The 17,694-nt window shown below is 34.5% G+C and carries 11 protein-coding genes; 2 read left to right on the top strand and 9 right to left on the bottom strand.

The window, feature by feature from the left end; all coding sequences use genetic code 11:
* Positions 1-13: 13 nt before the first annotated feature.
* From sov to rnpA, 9 genes are all read right to left on the bottom strand, one after another.
* Positions 14-7,192 (bottom strand): T9SS outer membrane translocon Sov/SprA, encoded by a 7,179-nt coding sequence (sov, locus tag ACSSV5_RS01830; RefSeq protein WP_454244583.1) that lies wholly within the window; start codon positions 7,190-7,192, stop codon positions 14-16.
* Between the two features lie 74 nt (positions 7,193-7,266).
* Positions 7,267-7,848 (bottom strand): Holliday junction branch migration protein RuvA, encoded by a 582-nt coding sequence (gene ruvA, locus ACSSV5_RS01825; RefSeq protein WP_211065530.1) that lies wholly within the window; start codon positions 7,846-7,848, stop codon positions 7,267-7,269.
* A gap of 116 nt (positions 7,849-7,964) precedes the next feature.
* The gene (locus tag ACSSV5_RS01820) at positions 7,965-10,256 is read right to left on the bottom strand and encodes an NADP-dependent malic enzyme (RefSeq protein ID WP_454244529.1); all 2,292 of its coding nucleotides are present in this window, start codon (positions 10,254-10,256) and stop codon (positions 7,965-7,967) included.
* A 5-nt stretch (positions 10,257-10,261) separates the two neighbouring features.
* Complete coding sequence (gltX, locus tag ACSSV5_RS01815; RefSeq protein ID WP_454244528.1) at positions 10,262-11,782, bottom strand: glutamate--tRNA ligase; 1,521 nt, start codon at positions 11,780-11,782, stop codon at positions 10,262-10,264.
* A gap of 334 nt (positions 11,783-12,116) precedes the next feature.
* A complete protein-coding gene (locus ACSSV5_RS01810; RefSeq protein ID WP_454244527.1) occupies positions 12,117-12,395 on the bottom strand; it encodes a Txe/YoeB family addiction module toxin in 279 nt (92 codons plus the stop codon).
* Positions 12,371-12,607: a DUF2683 family protein gene (locus ACSSV5_RS01805; RefSeq protein WP_454244526.1), complete on the bottom strand. Its 237-nt coding sequence runs from the start codon at positions 12,605-12,607 to the stop codon at positions 12,371-12,373. Before ACSSV5_RS01805 ends, ACSSV5_RS01810 begins: the two co-directional genes overlap by 25 nt.
* 61 nt (positions 12,608-12,668) lie before the next feature.
* Positions 12,669-12,947: a TraR/DksA family transcriptional regulator gene (locus ACSSV5_RS01800; protein WP_211065526.1), complete on the bottom strand. Its 279-nt coding sequence runs from the start codon at positions 12,945-12,947 to the stop codon at positions 12,669-12,671.
* A 39-nt stretch (positions 12,948-12,986) separates the two neighbouring features.
* Positions 12,987-14,615 carry a S41 family peptidase gene (locus ACSSV5_RS01795; protein WP_454244525.1) on the bottom strand — a complete coding sequence of 543 codons (1,629 nt, stop codon included), beginning with the start codon at positions 14,613-14,615 and terminating at the stop codon, positions 12,987-12,989.
* A gap of 164 nt (positions 14,616-14,779) precedes the next feature.
* Positions 14,780-15,133, bottom strand: a complete 354-nt coding sequence (gene rnpA / locus ACSSV5_RS01790) for a ribonuclease P protein component (protein ID WP_454244524.1) — start codon at positions 15,131-15,133, stop codon at positions 14,780-14,782.
* An 89-nt stretch (positions 15,134-15,222) separates the two neighbouring features.
* Here rnpA and ACSSV5_RS01785 point away from each other — a divergent pair, with 89 nt between their 5' ends.
* Positions 15,223-16,293, top strand: coding sequence for an anhydro-N-acetylmuramic acid kinase (locus tag ACSSV5_RS01785; RefSeq protein ID WP_211065523.1), 1,071 nt, complete (start codon positions 15,223-15,225; stop codon positions 16,291-16,293).
* A gap of 174 nt (positions 16,294-16,467) precedes the next feature.
* Entirely contained in the window at positions 16,468-17,694 is a 1,227-nt protein-coding gene (locus ACSSV5_RS01780; protein WP_454244523.1) for a Glu/Leu/Phe/Val dehydrogenase dimerization domain-containing protein, read from the top strand.

The following is a 17,694-nucleotide window of genomic DNA, read 5'->3' as shown; positions in this document are numbered from 1 at the left end:
ATTTTAAGGTTGTTTAGTTTCCAAAGTTATATGTCAAGCGTATTCCAGTTCTGATAGTGGTTTGAGGAAAAATAGTCGATATGGCATTTTGAGAAAAAGTATGGTCGTAAAAGAATGCGGCATTTAAATTTCTTGTCAACCCATAATCTGCTGTAAAGTTGATAGTCCAAATATCTTGTCCTGAAGTTGTGCGATTGTTTAACACGTCAAGGCTTCTTATAATAGTTTCGTTTCGTCTAAAAGAAACATCGGCTTTTAGATTTAAATCACTGGAGAGCACTCGCCTATTTCCTTCAAATTTTGTAACAATGCGTAAATCTCTTATCCTGTAGCCTAAACCCAATCTGTATTCATCACCTTGCATTTCTGTGAGTAAATTATTATTAAAACTTAATGACAAAACTCTATCTCTTTTAATTTCTGCTAATATACTTATAGAATTTTTCATCTCAAAATCTACTTTTACTAATGGTGAAAATTGTTCTGAAAGATTTATATTTCCAATTAAAAGTTCATTGATAAAATTGCCGTTTTGGTCTTTATTAAACTCTCCAAAAGGGTCAATGCGGTCATATTCAAGGTTATTTTGAAATTGATTGATAGTGTAATTTGATATATAACCATGCTCAATAGAAAACCTGTTAAAATTATCTTGAAACCATTTGATACGCATAAGTCCAGTATATTTTATGTTCCAGTTGGGAATTGGCGTATCTCTAAATGCACCAAGCTTGACAGATGATGCATCTTGTCCAGTATAAGCTGCTAAAAATGCTGGCAAAAGCACTGATTGGTTGGTTTTGCCAAAACCTTTAGGGAAGCCATCTTCATCTAAGTTATCAGGATTATCAGGATTTATGCCTGCCTGAGAAGCTAATCTTCTAGCAATAACCAATCTATTTTCTCTAAATTCTTGAAATGTAGGTGAGTTTTCTGCGGTTGATGTTTCAAAAGCGGTTCTAATTAAATTTGTAGTAATATTGAAGTTGCCAAACAAATTAGGCGTTAAAGATTGATATTGAAGTGTTTCTGGATCTACTTTGAAGTTTTCAGTATAGGTATCCATATACATTCTATTGGCTAATAAATCTATGGTCAGACCTGGCAGGAGTTTTAAACCAGCTTGTAAGTCTAATTGCTCTGTGAGATTTCGAGTATATTGATCGTTAAAATCTTGAAAAAGCGTTATCCAACCTTTTCTCGCTGCTATTTCTCTGATATCTCTTTGTCCTCCAAAGACAAATCCAGCAGTAGGTTTTAGCGTACCAGCAAAACCAACATTGTTAGTATATCCTGGCAAAAATATTCCTCGACTTTCTGAATAATTAAACTGAACATTATCTAATGCTCTTAGTATTGTTACTCCTGTGTTTAAAAGCTCTATGCCAAAACCATTGTCATCATCACCATCTGTATTTTGTGGTTGGGGTTGTTGATTTTGATTGGGTTGCTGACCTCTTTGACGACGACTTCTTTGATTGTTTAATCTTTGGTTTGTATCAGTTTGTCCCTTTTTCTTTAAACCGATATAATCATAAAATGTCGCCATACTTAAATTTCCATTAATTTGATGTTGAGAAGAGTTTTGGATAGAGTTACCCAAATCTGGTATTCCTTCTAAGTCTCTTAAAATTTCAGAGCCTTTTTGCCATAAAAAATTTCCTGTATATGAATATTGTGCATTGACAAATTTTAGTGCTGGTATTTTGTTAAAAGGCAAATTATAATTAATCTGCAAGGCTTGTGAATGTCTATTAGGAATACCTGTATCAAAAAAATCAGTCCAAATTCCTACACTTTCATCTTGTTGATTGTTTTCATCAATAAAATTTCGAATGACTCTATTTTGACTCGAGCTAAAATTAAAATTCAAAGATTCTGTTAATTGATAATCTAATGCAAATTGCCAATCAAAAAAGTAATTGCGTTGATAAAGTTTTGGTAAACCTAAACTGCCTTCGGGTAAATTAAACTCTCTAAATTGTAGCTCACTATACTGTCTGTTTATTGTTGTGCTAGCAGAAACGCTAGTTGGTAATGCATTAAAATTAAAGTCTTTTATCAAATCAAAATACGGACTTTTTTTCAAAAACTCGTTGTCTTTTAGGGGTTCAACTTTCACTTGCGGAAAAGCATAATTGTATGTAGCATTAACGTCAACGCTTTGATCTACAGACTCTTTAATTTCAAAGTCTCTATGATCGATTTGATTATAAGTACCAGAAAAGGCAAAGTTTTCAACATCATAAGGCATCGGGGTCTTTGTGGTATTGGTTCTTTCTTTTCTCAGCCCAATAACACTCACGCTTTGACGCCTTGTATAATCTTCGGCTCTTTCTCTCAATTCATCTTCTGTTTGTTGGTCTTGTGCATTGTCTAACAAGGTTTCTAACTCTATATCTCTCAATACAGGATCAAACTGTGGTGTGATTAAGGTTTCACCACGGCTATAAGAAAATGGGATTTTTATACCCCAATCTTGTGGCAAAAGCTGCCCAACATTTATACCAGTTGTAACATCATATTCTTGAATATCTTCTCGACTTCTTTGATTAGGACCATCTTCTATATTACCAAAACCAATTGTGCTTTGCCTTCCTGTAGCAGTAATCGTAGCAAAATCAGCTAAGTTGGTATCTAAGTTTAAAAGACCTGCCCAACCGCCTTGATTTTGTAAGCCAGATAATCTCAATTCATTAAACCAAACTTGACCTGATATGTTTTGAGCAGTTTGGTTTTTGACCCCTAACATCAACACTCTTATGTCACCAAAACTTGGGTTTCCTTTTATACCAATTCTTAAGTCTTCGGTTTGTTCAGTGCCAGTAACAGGTTCTAAGTTTTCATTAAAAAAGTTAAGCTCTAAATTGCTATAAGCATCATTACCAATTACTAAAGCTTTAATTTCTTGAAGCAAATTCAATGGCAAATTAAGGTCATTTTCTAAAGGCCAAACACCACGTGGCGTAAAATCACCACCTTCACTAACTTTTAAAGGGATTTCTATTTGATAATAGTTGTTTGTAAAATCTAATCCCATTCTAATAAACGCTACCATTTGATTATCTTGTAGCTGAATAGCAGGTGGCGGTAAAGCTTGTGCGTGTAAAAACATTTCTAAGTTTTCATACTGACGCATATCAACTCTAAAATTTTTAAAAACGCCTCTTGAGTCTTGAGATTCTAAGTTGTTTATCAGTAAAGCTAAAGACTGTTCATCTTCTCTTACACTTTGGTTATTGTTCACCAATTCTTCTCTTACAACACCTGGTGGCGAAACATATTCGGTGGTATTTTCTTCGCTTACTGATTGTGCACTAAAGGAGGTTGAACCGTTGGTTTCAGGATCTGATCCATTTGGCAAAATGGGTTGTTTGTAGGTTAAATAATCACCTCTAACAAGGTCTAATGATCCAAGTCTTAGATGTATTTTTCTATCAAAATCGGTAAGATACATCCGCATGAACCTAACCGATCTTAAATCAGCTATTCCACCTACAGCAAATTCTTGACTTGTATTGAGAGGAACTCTGAATTGAACCCACCTTACTGGCAATTGTTCGCCGTTGGGAAGTGTTGCTGTTGTTTCTCTCACATCGGTTATATAATCTTGATTAATACCTGGTTGTGTACTGGTATTGTTATTCACACTCATATTAGGAAATACAGGGACTTTGTATTCAAAATAGCTATCAATAGTGTTCATCGTATTATCTCTATTGACATCTTCAACATCAGGAAATGCAGAATTTCCTCTATTGTTTTGAGAAACTTCGGTTATGTTATTACCTTGAGTTCCATTATAATTTTCGTAACGTTCTACAATATTTCCATCACGATTTAAATAATAAATATAATCATCATTTGATGGATCGTTTAAATTTGCGAAGTTTGTAAACTTTTGGGCTTCTTGAGCATTGTTTAACCCATCAAAACCTGCATCTTGATTGGTTCTTTCTTGACCATCTGTATCAAAAGCATAAACTAAAGATTGTTCGGTTGGTAATTTAGAAAATTCTGTTGTTATGGTATTGGCTTCGCCACCATCTTCTGGCAAGCCATTTTCGTATTGTTTTCTACCATCTTTAAGTATATCTTCTGTGATACTTCCTAAGTTCAAAACCATTTGGCCACCATTATTGCCAGCATTTTCTGGATAAATAAAAGGATCCATTACCCAAAATTCGATAAACTGGACATTGGCACGTTCAAAATCTGTAGTTTGAAGCCCTCGCATTATACCACCAAAATTTTGTTCTGGATTTGGCAAGGTATTATTATTTGCAGCAGCAGAATTATAATTAAACATTCCACGTCGAGTTGGGTCAAAAGATAAATCAAGGGTAAAAATGGTTTGAATCTGACCTGTTACGATATCTGTATTAGGAAACAATTCATTGACTAAAATTCTTCGCGTTTTATAATCAGACAAATCTTGATCGGAAATGGCAGCTGGTCTTTGTGTGCTGTAAAAAATAGGATCTATAGAATACCAATTTAATTTTGCTCTAAAATCATTAATTCTTATATCGTTATTGGTTTCAAATGACCCATTAATATCGTTTGGTCCACGAAAACCTATTGGAACACTTGCCAACTTCCAAGGGTCAGGATTAAGTAGTGAAATTGAAGTTTGCGAGCCTTCAAAGTCATCGACATAAGATGTAGTTTCTCCATTAAAATTATCAGCTTTTGGTGAACCTGGGCTTAAATAAGCAAATTCGCCTCTCAACGATAAGTTTGATGGCACATCTGTATCTATGTTTGGTAGCTTGTTGACAAGTCTTGTGAAAAAAGGCACTTCAGTGTTATAATTAAAGTTAAACCCGTAAATCGTGTTATTGATCGGCTCTTGATTAAAATCAGCTTTCTGAGTTAATGGTCTTTCGTTTAAGTTTAAAAAAGTTGCCCCTAAAAGTAACTTATCACTAAACTGATGTTGCACATCAATGCCAGTAAACCGTTTGGTTTGTCGCCCAAAAAGAGCATTGTTTTCTGTTGAAACTTGAATTGGTGTATTGGATGCCAAAAGTGCGTCATCTAAGATTTGAACTCTACCCAACTCGTAATCTACAACATAATCTACGCCTTCTTGTAGAGTTCGTCCGCCTGCTGTTACTGTAACCGAACCCCGAGGGACATTAAATGCCCCTAAAGGAATGCCGTTTTGACCCGAAGACTTGTAACGTCCTTTAATTTGAAATTTATTTTTTTGAGCTTCGTTTTGTAAAGCCTGAGTTTTTGTGGTTGTATATAATGAACGAAATACATAAAAGTCTTGATTGTCATTATAAGTTGTAGGGTCGTTGTAATCTTCTGGTCCAGAATTGGGCGTGTTATCCAGTTTGTTGAATAGAAACTCACCAAAAGGCTCAACTTTTGTAAATTTTATGACACCATTTTGGGTATCAATAGTAATTCCTGGCACAAAATCGAAAAAGCCATCACCAGTGCTAATAGGGTCTTGATTAGCATTAAGTTGGTCAAGTTCAAATACACTTAATAGGTTTTTGTCTGCTACACCATCGGGCAAAGCCAAACTTCCACCAGGTGCTGGGTTAATAAAGTTTAAAGGTTGTGGATCTGTGTATAAAATATTCATCTTAAACCCGTCTTGCTCAAGGTTTGAACCATTCAAGTTGTAAAAGTTTTTCATCATCAAATCCCAAATAGGTTCGTTGACATTAGTCACGGGACTTTTTAGCATTTTAACCACCAAAGCTTGGTTTTGAGCAATTTGCTGGTCTTGTTGGTTAGGATTTTGAATATTTTGAGAAGCATCAATACCATCGTTAGCAAACTCACCAACTTGATAGACTTTTCCATTAGTAGTAAATTGAAACGCAACACCCAAAATTTCGTCGTTTGATAAACGTTGGTTTAAAGTAATATAGCCCAATTCTCTATTTAAAGTATATTCGTTGGGTTGTAATTCTCGAGCATTTTCTAAAACACCATAGTCTCTGCCTTCTTGAACAAAACTTGAAGCTGATCCAAAGCCTTGACCTACTGTTGCGATTTCTCTAATTTGCTCCGTTAAAACTGAATTGGAACCCGAGCCGATTCCAAAAGGGTTAAAGTCATTGTTTGGGTTATCGGGAAAATTACCTGGATTGTTTAAAAAGTTAGCTAAAGGTGGCGGAATAGGATTTCCATTATCATCTAAAAAGAAGCCTAGTTTGTCTGGTTCAGATTCACCTAAGTCTTGAATGGCTACAATATTTCGAGCATTGGCTATGGTTTGTGGATTGTTTGTCCGATTGGTTACCCAAATTTGCACACGCTGAATTTGCACTCTTGAGTTGATAAAAGGATAATTCTGTAAAGCTCTATCATATTCATCTCTAAAAAATTGAGCTAAGAAAAAGTGTCGATTTTCATCGTAATCTAAAATAAATTTGTCGTATTCTCTTACTGTTCCACCGCCTTCAACACTTACGTTTTGGCGTTCTGAATTCATTTCTGAAAACACACTTGTAATGGTTGTTTTTCCAAATTTAAATTTTGTTTTTACACCAAATAAACTTTGCGAGCCTTGAATTAAGGATGAATTTAGTGGCATATTGACATTACCGACTTGAATGTCTTGTAAAATATCATCTTCATCTGGTGTGTATTGTAATTTGATTTGATTTTGAAAATCAAAAGTTGATTCGGTGTCAAATTGTGCATCTACGGTTAGCTTTGTTCCAACTTTTGCTTGTAAACTTAATCTAATAGCTTGATTAAAGTCAAATGAAAGGTTACTTTGATTTCTAGGAGATAATGTAGGATTATCTTGTTTAGAGTAAAGAATTCCCATATCAATTCCCACTGAACCTTGAGGATTAACTTCTACTTGGTTACCACCAAAAATGGTTTCAAAAAAATCGTTATTGACGTATAAAATGGGTAACAAATCGTCTTGATTTTCTTCATCACGTCCTTTTACTACGTCACTTTTTTCTTTAAAATATGACATCATTTTTTCTCTTAACACCAAGTCTTGATATTCTTCTCGGGTTAGGACTAATGGATAGATGGTATTGATGTCATCAATTTTTTCTGTATAAATGTATCGGTCTAAAATGGGGTCATAGGTATATTTCGATTCTATGCTTTGTGGGTTTGGCATTTTAATATTGCCTAAGCTATAGCCTGTTTTAGTCGTATCTGTTGGGGTTTCATCTTGAGAATAGCCTAAAACACTCATAAGCAATGCGATGAGAACTATAGCTTTTTTTGACGTAAAAATTGAATTAAATCCTTGATGTAATTTCAACTTATTTATAAGTTTTTAAGCGCTGTTTTTATAATATTTTCTATGCTAGCCTCAGGGTCATCTTTTAGTATTTTCTGAACAGATTTTTCAGCTTGTTTTTTAGAATACCCAAGAGTTACCAATGCAGATAACGCCTCATCTTTATGTGTATTGTTTTGAATCGGTAAAACTTCATTTGCAATATCAACTTTTGTGATTTTATCTTTTAAATCTACAATAACTCTTTGAGCTGTTTTAAGACCTATGCCTTTAACGCTTTTTATGGTGTCAACATCTCCATTTGCAATGGCATTAACTACTTCTTCAGGTGATAATGACGAAAACATCATTCGGGCAGTGGAAGCACCAATTCCTGAAACACTGATGAGTTTAGTGAAAACATCTCTTTCAGATTTGTCCATGAACCCATACAAAATTTGAGCATCTTCACGAACTTGTAGAAAGGTGTAAATGCTTATAGCTTCATCTTTAGGCAACATTCCGTATGAATACAATGAGATATTAACTTCATAACCTACACCATGGCAGTCAACAACTATTTGTGTTGGCGACTTTTCTACCAACTTACCTCTCAAAAAATTAATCATAAATAAACGTTAAAGGCATCAAAAATAGTAAAATAAATGAAAGTAATGCTATTAAAAATAATTTATGGACGTTTTAATCTTAGATTATATACAGAAAATAGAGCTACCAACAAAAATCAAGTTTTATTCTTTCTTTTAGCCTTTTGCTGTGCATCTACTGCTGCTACTGCCGACATATTAATCATTTCTTCAACGCTTGCACCGAGTTGAAAAATATGTGCTGGTTTGTTTAAGCCCATTAAAATTGGCCCGATAGAATCTGCAGTATTAAGTTCTTTCAACAACTTGTATGTGCTATTTCCCGCTTCAAGGTTTGAATAAACCAAGGTGTTAACGCGTTTATCTTTTAGTTTGCTAAATGGAAACTTGCTGTATCGCAATTTTCTATTTAGAGCAAAATCAACCTGTAATTCTCCATCAACACAGATATCTGGAAAATTTCTGTGCAAATAACTCACAGCGTCTTTAATTTTCTTTGCTGAAGGGTGATTTGATGAGCCAAAATTACTGTAAGACACCAAAGCTACAATAGGTTCTATGCCAAACATTTTGACGGTGTAAGCTGTCATCTGAGCAATTCTTGCCAACTCAATAGCATTTGGATCAATATTTATTGATGTATCACTGATAAAAATAGGTCCTTTAGTGGTATTCATTAAATTGGTAGCGGCAATTCTTGAAACCCCTTTTTCTTTTTCTATAATTTCTAAAATAGGTTTTAAAACCTTAGGATAAGAACGCGAATAGCCAGAAAGCATCGCATCGGCATCGCCTTCAACAACCATCATAGCTGCAAAGTAATTGCGTTCACGCATCAATGTTTCAGCCTCGTAAAGCGTAATTCCCTTGCGTTGACGTTTTTCCCATAAGGTTTTTGCATATTTTTTTAAGTCAGGAAGTTGTTCATCTGATTTTGGGTCTATTATTGTGATATTTTCACTATCAAAATCTAACTCTTCCATCAATTCTAATATAATTTCTCGTCTGCCAAGCAAAATAGGAATAGCAATTTTATCTTCATATACTTGTTGAGCTGCTTTTAATACATCAATATGGTCAGCTTCGGCATAGACAATCTTTTTTTGATTAGATTTGGCTTTATTCATCAACAATCTGGTGATTTTATCTTCATTGCCCATCCGTTCGAGCAATTCTGACTTATAGGCGTCCCAATCTGTTATTGTGTTTCTTGCCACACCACTATCTATAGCAGCTTTTGCTACAGCTACTGGAATTTCACCGATTAGTCTTGGGTCAAATGGTTTGGGAATGATGTAATCTCTACCAAAGTGAAGTTTGGTTTCGCTATAAGCAATATTAACTTGTTCAGGAACGGGCTTTTTGGCCAGGTCAGCAAGTGCTTTTACGGCAGCCATTTTCATTTCTTCGTTGATCTTGGTAGCTTCAACATCAAGTGCACCTCTAAAAATAAAAGGAAAGCCGAGCACATTATTGACTTGATTAGGAAAATCTGAGCGTCCAGTTGCCATAATGACATCTTCACGCGTTTTGGTTGCTAAATCGTAATCAATTTCTGGATCAGGATTAGCCATAGCAAAAACGATTGGATTGTTATTCATGCTTTTCAGCATTTTTGCCGAAACCAAACCACCGATAGATAAACCGAGAAACACATCACTTCCTTTCATAGCATCAGCGAGCGAATTGTATGACTTATCTGTAGCAAATTCTTTTTGACCTTCAGACAAACCTTCCTGCCCTTTTTTTAGTGAACCTTTACTATTAAACATCACTATGTTTTCTTTTTTGGCACCAAGTAAAACGTAAAGTTTTGCACAAGCAATGGCGGCTGATCCTGCACCTGAGACTACAATTTTAACTTCGTCTATCTTTTTTTTTGCCAACTCTAATGCATTCAACAAAGCTGCAGCAGAAATGATGGCTGTTCCGTGTTGATCATCGTGCATAATGGGAATATCCAACTCAGCTTTAAGGCGTTCTTCAATTTCAAATGCTTCAGGAGCTTTGATGTCTTCTAAATTTATTCCCCCAAAAGTTGGAGCTATATTTTTAACGGTATCGATAAATTTTTGTGGATCTTCTTCGTCTATTTCAATATCAAAAACATCGATATCAGCAAAAATTTTAAACAATAGGGCTTTGCCTTCCATCACAGGTTTTGAGGCTTCTGGTCCAATATTGCCTAGACCTAAAACGGCTGTACCATTTGAAATCACGCCAACCAAATTACCTTTGTTGGTATATTTATAGGTTTTGTGTTTATCTTTTTCAATTTCTTGACAAGGAATGGCTACACCTGGTGAATACGCCAAACCCAAATCGCGTTGCGATGCATATTTTTTGGTTGGCACCACTTTGATTTTTCCTGGTTGAGGAAACTCGTGATAGTCTAATGCTTCTTTGCTTTGTTTTTTACTTACAGCCATGTGTGTTATTTTAATGTGTTTTGAGCAAACTCTAATCTTTTGATGAATTCGTCTTTACCTAATAAGGCTATGATTTCAAAAACATCTGGTCCTTTCATATCGCCAACAAGCGAAAGCCTAAGCGGTTGCATCACTTTTCCAAAACCAATTTCTTGAGACTGAATCCAGTTTTTGATAGTTGATTGAAGATGTTGTTTTGAAAAATTGTCTTGTTTACTAACGAGTGTTTTTACATTTGAAATGATTTCAGATGTATCATCTTTCCATGCTTTTTTAGAAGCTTTCGGATTGAATTCTTGTGGAGCTTCAAAAAAGTAATAACCTTCTTCCCAAAAATCTGGAACAAAAGTGATACGCTCTTTTAAAAGACCTACGACTTGACGAAGGTATTCTATTTTACTGTCAATTCCTTTTTCGATTTTAAGCCATTTTTGAAATTGATTGGCTAATGTTTCTTCATCAACTTTTTGTATATATTGATGTTGAAACCATTGGGTTTTTTCGGGATCAAATTTAGCACCAGCTTTGTGAACTCGTGTTAAATCAAATTTATCAACAAGTTCATTTAAACTAAATATTTCTTGGTCTGAACTGTCATTCCAACCGAGAAGTGCTAACATATTGACGACGGCTTCTGGCAGATAATAATCTTCTCGATAACCTGCAGAAATCTGCCCCGTTTTAGGGTCTTTCCACTCTAAAGGAAATACAGGAAACCCGTGTTTTTCGCCATCTCTTTTACTGAGTTTACCTTTGCCATTTGGTTTTAGAATTAAAGGCAAATGGGCAAATTCTGGTGCATTCCAACCCAAAGCATCATAGAGTAAAATATGCAATGCCAATGAAGGCAACCATTCTTCTCCACGAATAACGTGTGTGATTTTCATCAAATGATCGTCAACAATATTGGCCAAATGATAAGTAGGTAAACCATCGCTTTTAAATAATATTTTATCATCCAAAGCATCTGTTCTTACCTGAATATTTCCCCTGATAATATCACTGATAAGCAATTGCTTGGCCATTGGCATTTTAAACCGAACCACATAAGGTTGACCTTCATCTAAACGTTTTTGGCATTCATCATCAGAAAGGTTTAAACTATTGTTGAGATGCGTTCGGTTTTGAGAGTTATAAGTAAAGGTTTCGCCTTTGCTTTCGCGTTCTTTTCTAAGCTTATCGAGATCTTCAGCAGAATCAAAAGCATAATAGGCGTGACCAGAATCTATCAGTTTTTTTGCGTATTCTTTATAAATATGTTGCCTTTCGCTTTGCTTGTATGGACTAAAATCTCCAGGTTTATTTGGTCCTTCATCTATAGTTAATCCACACCAATCAAGAGCATCTTTGATATATTGTTCAGCACCTTCTACATAGCGAGATTGGTCGGTGTCTTCTATTCTTAAAACAAATGTGCCGTTGTGTTTTTTTGCAAATAAATAGTTGTAAAGTGCGGTACGCAAACCACCAATGTGAAGTGGTCCAGTTGGACTCGGTGCAAATCTGACCCTTACCGAATTTTTCATAGTCAAAATGTTTTATGCAAATATCATAAAATAAAAAAGAGCTGATGATGCATTAGTGAATATTTTATGCTTTGATAGTTTAGGTTAAAATCCTTGAGAATTTACCAACATAAAATAACGTGAGTTCGATATAAATTCCAATAAAATATATTTATATAAAATACAGATATTTAATCATTTGTCATGTCGATAGAGCAAAGCATGAGCGACGAGACATCTCAGTAGGATAAGATTTCTCCTCATTTTTCGTTCGAAATGACAAAATTTACTAACAAAAAGATGTAATCATCTGATTTACAGCTTTCAATAAATCAAACTCACGTTAAAAATAGTATTATTCATAATGTCCTAAAGCAGAAATTATGACCACATTTTTGTCGGGTTCTTCTTTAATTTCATAAATTAATCGGTCTTTTTTATTTAACCGCCTGCTCCACAAACCTGATAGATTGTGTTTGAGTTGTTCGGGGCTACCGATGCCGTAAGACGGATGAATAGATAACTCTTTAATGACTTTTTCAAGTTTTTTAATCAAAGGTTTATCACCTGACTTATAAATTTTTTTGAAATCTTTTCTTGCTTTTGATTCTATTTCAAGCCTAAACTTCCCCATAAATCGTCAGGATTAATTTCTACCACATTACCTTCTTTGGCACTTTTTTGGCGCTCAAGAATTTTTTTTACAAATTCTGGGTTGTAGGGACTTTCTTCAGATTTTGAAGATTTTTCAGAAGAATCAGATGAAAATGAAACATCAAAAGCCTTTAAAAACTGTTTAATGGCTTTGGCTTTTTTAGCTTCGGTTTGAATGATAATCGTTTCCATAATAACAAATTTAGGCAATTTTTTTAAGCCTTCAAATTAATATTTTGTGAAAGCTTTATTTCTAAGATGTAGAAGCACATTTTACACAAAATCGGCTTTCGGGCATAATCATTAAGCGTTGAAGCGGAATTTTGTCGTGACATTTAGCACAAATCCCAAAGTCTTTATCGTCAATTCTGTCATAAACTTTTAGCATACTGTTGTAGCGTTGTTCAGATTTTCGCAAGGCGTTTTCCAACACGCTTTTGTTGTTGATAGCATCCATTCTTGAGACTCTTCCTATGGCGTTTTCTGGGGCAATAGGTTTGGTGTCAATCAATTTGTTTTTTGAGTCGTTCAATTTCTTTATCTAATTGATTTTTAATTGCTTTCTTATCCATTAAGGTTTTAGTATTGTTTTGTATTTATTTTGATTTGACAAAATCTCAACAGCTTTTTGAACCACTTCTGCTTGATCTAAATTATGTTGATAAACGCCTTGATTATAAGCGTAATGTTTAATGATTTGATCTGATATTAATGCTGATATTTGCGATTGATATGTTTTAAATAAATCCGCTTTTTCAGCTTGAATTTCAGATTTTAAGTTGTTGAGTGTTTTGATAAACTTCTCATCAAAATTGTCAGCTTTTGCAGACTTTACAAAAGTTTCAAAAGTTTCATCGGTTTCTGTTTTAGGCAGATATTTTCTGTATTTCACATAATCTAAAAACTGATTGAAAATAGTATTATCAACTTCAAATTTTTTCCAATCTAAATCAGGATTTTGGTTGGCAAATTGGGTTGAAAAGTCAAAAATCACTAAGTCGTCTATCAAGGTTTGCGTAAAATCGCTGATCTGTTCGGCTTCGATTTTCACATCGGGTTTTATGCCGCCACCATCATAGACCGTTCGACCGTTTTGGGTTTGAAAAGCGGTTGAGTTTTCAATAGATTTTCTAATCGATTTTCCGTTTTCATAATCTAAAGCTTGAATACCGCGACCACTTGGTAGAAAATATCGTGAAATCGTAATTTTTACTTGCGTGCCATATTTTAGTGGTTTTGGGCGTTGCACCAAACCTTTACCAAAACTCCTGGCACCAACAATCACAGCGCGGTCAAGGTCTTGCAAACTACCAGACACAATCTCACTTGCTGAAGCACTTCTGTCATTGATTAAAACCACCAATGGAATTTCAGTATCAATGGGTTCTCGTCTTGTGGCATAAGTGGCATTATAGCTTTCAATTTGCGATTTGGTGTAAACAATGAGTTGATCTTTTGGCACAAAAATATTACTCACATTCACAGCTTCAGAAAGCAAACCACCCGGATTGTTTCGCAGGTCTAAAATCAACTGTTTTGCTCCTTTTTCTTTGAGTTCAAGGACTGCTAATCCGACATCTTTTGAAGCTGTACGAGTGAATTGACTTAATACTATGAAGCCTGTTTTATCATCTGCCATACCATAAAACGGCACCGCAGAAGGTTGGCTTAAGATGCGTTTTAGTGAAATAGTCTTGGTTTCATTTTGACGTTTTATCTCAAGATTGATAGTGGTATTTGGTGCACCATTAAGGACTTCGCTAAGGTCGTTTTGAAGATTGCTTATGGGTGAATTTTCTATTTTAAGAATTTGATCGCCTAACTTTAATCCTGCTTGATCGGCAGCAAAATCTTTTATCAATTCAGTCACAACCACTTTGTTTTCAATTTTTTTGAGTTGAATTCCGAGATTGGCATAATTGGCAGATTTTTGTATTCTGGCGTCTTCTACATCTTGTTCGTTATAGAAATTGGTATAAGGGTCAAGGTCTGCCAACATCTTAGTTATAGCCGTATTCATCAATTCAGCAGGATTGACTTCATCGACATAATTCATATTAATTTCTTTGAATAAAGCTGTAAAAATTTCAATTTGTTTGGCAATTTCAAAAAAATCAGAGCGATACACGGTGTAACTGCTTAGTATAATCGCTGCTACTGCTGTGAGTAAAATGTATTTTAGTTTTTTGATAGTTTTCATTTGGGACTATTGTTTGCTATTGTTGCTATTGTTGCTATGGTTGCTATTGATACTATTGTTGCTATGGTTGCTATTGATACTATTGTTGCTATGGTTGCTATGGTTGCTATGGTTGCTATGTGTCATTTTGAAAAATGTGATTTTAGGAGCATTTGTTCAGAATTTCATCTACTTATTTCTTTCAATAATTTTTTTAGAGCCTTTTCAATCTCTTGATAAGATAATTTTTCAGAAGTTGAATATACAAACATCATATGAAAATGATGGGTTTCAGATTGAATAAGATGTTTATTCAGTCTATATGCTTCACGCATTTGTCGTTTTAGTCTGTTTCTATCTACTGCTTTTTTGAATTTCCGTTTAGGCACACTAACGCCACAAAGATTTGTTCCATAATCTTCAAATTTTAAATATTTTACACTTAGTGGTGATGCCTTTTTAGTTTTTCCACTTTTAAAAAGTGGCTCAATATGTCGTTTTAACCGCAGTTTTTCTGATTTTGGAAACTTGTAATTCATTTTGTAAAATTAAACATTTTAGAATTCATGTTTTACAAAACCCTATTTCCTTTTTTAAAGCTTTATTTTTACTGACTAATTATTGGTAAATGAATTTAAAAAAAACATACCGTGTTATTGGTGTGATGAGCGGAACTTCACTTGACGGTGTAGATTTATGTGAAGTTGAATTTTTATATCACCAAAAAAACTGGACTTATAAAATTAAAAAAACACAAACCATTCCTTATAATTCCGAATGGAAAAATAAATTACAAAACGCCCACAAATTATCTAAAAAAGATATTGGAATTTTAGACGAAAAATACTGCAAATTGTTAAGTCAATATATCTTAGATTTTATAGATGATTTTACAAAAATAGACATGGTCTGTAGTCACGGTCACACCATTTGGCATCAACCCGAAAAAAGGTTTACCTATCAGATTGGCAATCTTGAATTGCTGGGTCAACTCATCAAAAAAACCGTGGTTTGTGATTTTAGAACTGCTGATGTCGCTCTATGTGGTCAAGGTGCACCATTGGTTCCTATTGGTGATAAGTTGTTGTTTTCGGACTACGATTATTGTATCAATATTGGCGGTTTTGTCAACATTTCTTATGAAAATGACGGTAAAAGACTGGCTTTTGATATTTGCCCTGCCAATAAAGTGCTTAACGTTTATGCAGAAAAAGAAGGCTTTGAATATGATGATAAAGGGCAAATTGCAGCTCAAGGTCAATGCCACCAACAACTTCTAAAAAATCTAAATGATATAGATTTTTATTCAGAAAGTCCACCAAAATCTTTAGGCGTAGAATGGTTAGAACAAAAAATGATGCCAATTTTAAACAGTTTTGAGCTTTCTAATCAAGATTTTCTCAATACATTATGCCACCATATTGCTTATCAAATTTCAAAATCTCTAAATATAAAAAACACCAAAACCTTAATTACTGGCGGTGGTGCTTATCACGATTATTTAATAGAATGTATCAAATATTACTCACCAAATACAGAAATTCATATTCCAAGTTCTGAAATCATCAACTATAAAGAAGCACTTATATTTGGTCTTTTAGGGGTTTTAAAATTTAGAAATGAAATTAATGTCTTGAAGTCAGTAACGGGAGCATGCCGAGACCACAGTTCGGGAGTTATATTTGAGTTTTATATTTGATGTTTATAAGGTAAAAGGTTATGAGCTTATTTGTTAAGACTCTTTTTTAATGTTAAAAATCAAAACTTATAAATTCATAAACTTTTTTTAAGAAACATTATCCTTGAAACTAAAGCTCTAACAATTTCCTTGTCTTATATTTGTAGCACTAAAATCTACAGAACTATTTTTTTAATGAAAGACCTTCTCAAAACCTACGAAAACAAAGAACCCGAAATCGTTTTTCACTGGAATGATCCAGAAACAGAAGCCAAAGGCTGGACAGTTATCAATTCACTACGCGGTGGAGCTGCTGGTGGTGGCACAAGAATGCGAAAAGGTTTAGACCTCAACGAAGTGGTTTCACTTGCCAAAACTATGGAAGTGAAATTTACCGTGTCAGGTCCAAAAATAGGCGGTGCAAAATCTGGTATCAATTTTGACCCCAAAGACCCGAGAAAACGCGGTGTTTTGGAACGTTGGTACAAAGCCGTTTCGCCATTATTAAAACAGTATTACGGCACAGGTGGCGATTTGAATGTTGACGAAATACACGAAGTTATTCCCATTACAGAGCAATGTGGCGTTTGGCATCCTCAAGAAGGTGTATTTACTGGACATTTTCAACCTTCCGAGGCCGATAAAATTAATCGCATAGGACAGTTGAGACACGGTGTGATTAAGGTTTTAGAAAATGTAGATTATTCACCAGACTTGAGTCAAAAATATACCGTTGCCGATATGATTACGGGCTACGGAGTTGCTGAGTCTATCAAATATTATTATGATATTTATGGTGGTGATATCAAAAGCAAACGCGCCATCATTCAAGGCTTTGGTAATGTGGGGTCTGCAGCCGCTTTTTATTTATCAAAAATGGGCGTTAAAATAGTTGGTATCATAGATAGAGTTGGTGGTTTAATCAATGAAGACGGCTTTGATTATGAAGATATCAAAACTTTATTTTTAAACAAAGACGGGAATACTTTAAATGCTGAAAATTTGATACCTTTTGAAGAAATCAACCAAAAAATATGGGATGTTCCAGCAGAAATTTTTGCCCCTTGTGCTGCTTCAAGATTAGTTTCAAAATCTCAGATTGACAGTTTAATTGATAATGGTGTTGAAGTCATTTCTTCAGGTGCTAATGTGCCTTTTGCTGATAAAGAAATATTCTTTGGAAGTATTATGGAATACACAGATGCTCGTGTAAGTTTAATTCCAGATTTTATCGCCAATTGTGGAATGGCAAGAGTTTTTGCCTATTTTATGGAAAGGCGAGTTCAAATGACAGATGAAGCGATTTTTAATGACACTTCTATCACGATTAGAAATGCCATTCAAAACACCTATAACCACAATGATTCAAAATTGAACATCAGCCGAACAGCATTTGAAATAGCATTGAATCAACTTTTGTAA

It is taken from the genome of Psychroflexus sp. MBR-150, from assembly GCF_053628795.1.
This window is presented reverse-complemented; position numbering and strand designations above follow the sequence as displayed.

What these genes read in the sequence shown, in the direction of transcription:
- sov (WP_454244583.1), bottom strand. Translation starts at nt 7,192, where the DNA reads ATGAGTGTTTTAGGCTATTCTCAAGATGAAACCCCAACAGATACGACT.
- ruvA (WP_211065530.1), bottom strand. Translation starts at nt 7,848, where the DNA reads ATGATTAATTTTTTGAGAGGTAAGTTGGTAGAAAAGTCGCCAACACAA.
- ACSSV5_RS01820 (WP_454244529.1), bottom strand. Translation starts at nt 10,256, where the DNA reads ATGGCTGTAAGTAAAAAACAAAGCAAAGAAGCATTAGACTATCACGAG.
- gltX (WP_454244528.1), bottom strand. Translation starts at nt 11,782, where the DNA reads ATGAAAAATTCGGTAAGGGTCAGATTTGCACCGAGTCCAACTGGACCA.
- ACSSV5_RS01810 (WP_454244527.1), bottom strand. Translation starts at nt 12,395, where the DNA reads ATGGGGAAGTTTAGGCTTGAAATAGAATCAAAAGCAAGAAAAGATTTC.
- ACSSV5_RS01805 (WP_454244526.1), bottom strand. Translation starts at nt 12,607, where the DNA reads ATGGAAACGATTATCATTCAAACCGAAGCTAAAAAAGCCAAAGCCATT.
- ACSSV5_RS01795 (WP_454244525.1), bottom strand. Translation starts at nt 14,615, where the DNA reads ATGAAAACTATCAAAAAACTAAAATACATTTTACTCACAGCAGTAGCA.
- rnpA (WP_454244524.1), bottom strand. Translation starts at nt 15,133, where the DNA reads ATGAATTACAAGTTTCCAAAATCAGAAAAACTGCGGTTAAAACGACAT.
- ACSSV5_RS01785 (WP_211065523.1), top strand. Translation starts at nt 15,223, where the DNA reads ATGAATTTAAAAAAAACATACCGTGTTATTGGTGTGATGAGCGGAACT.
- ACSSV5_RS01780 (WP_454244523.1), top strand. Translation starts at nt 16,468, where the DNA reads ATGAAAGACCTTCTCAAAACCTACGAAAACAAAGAACCCGAAATCGTT.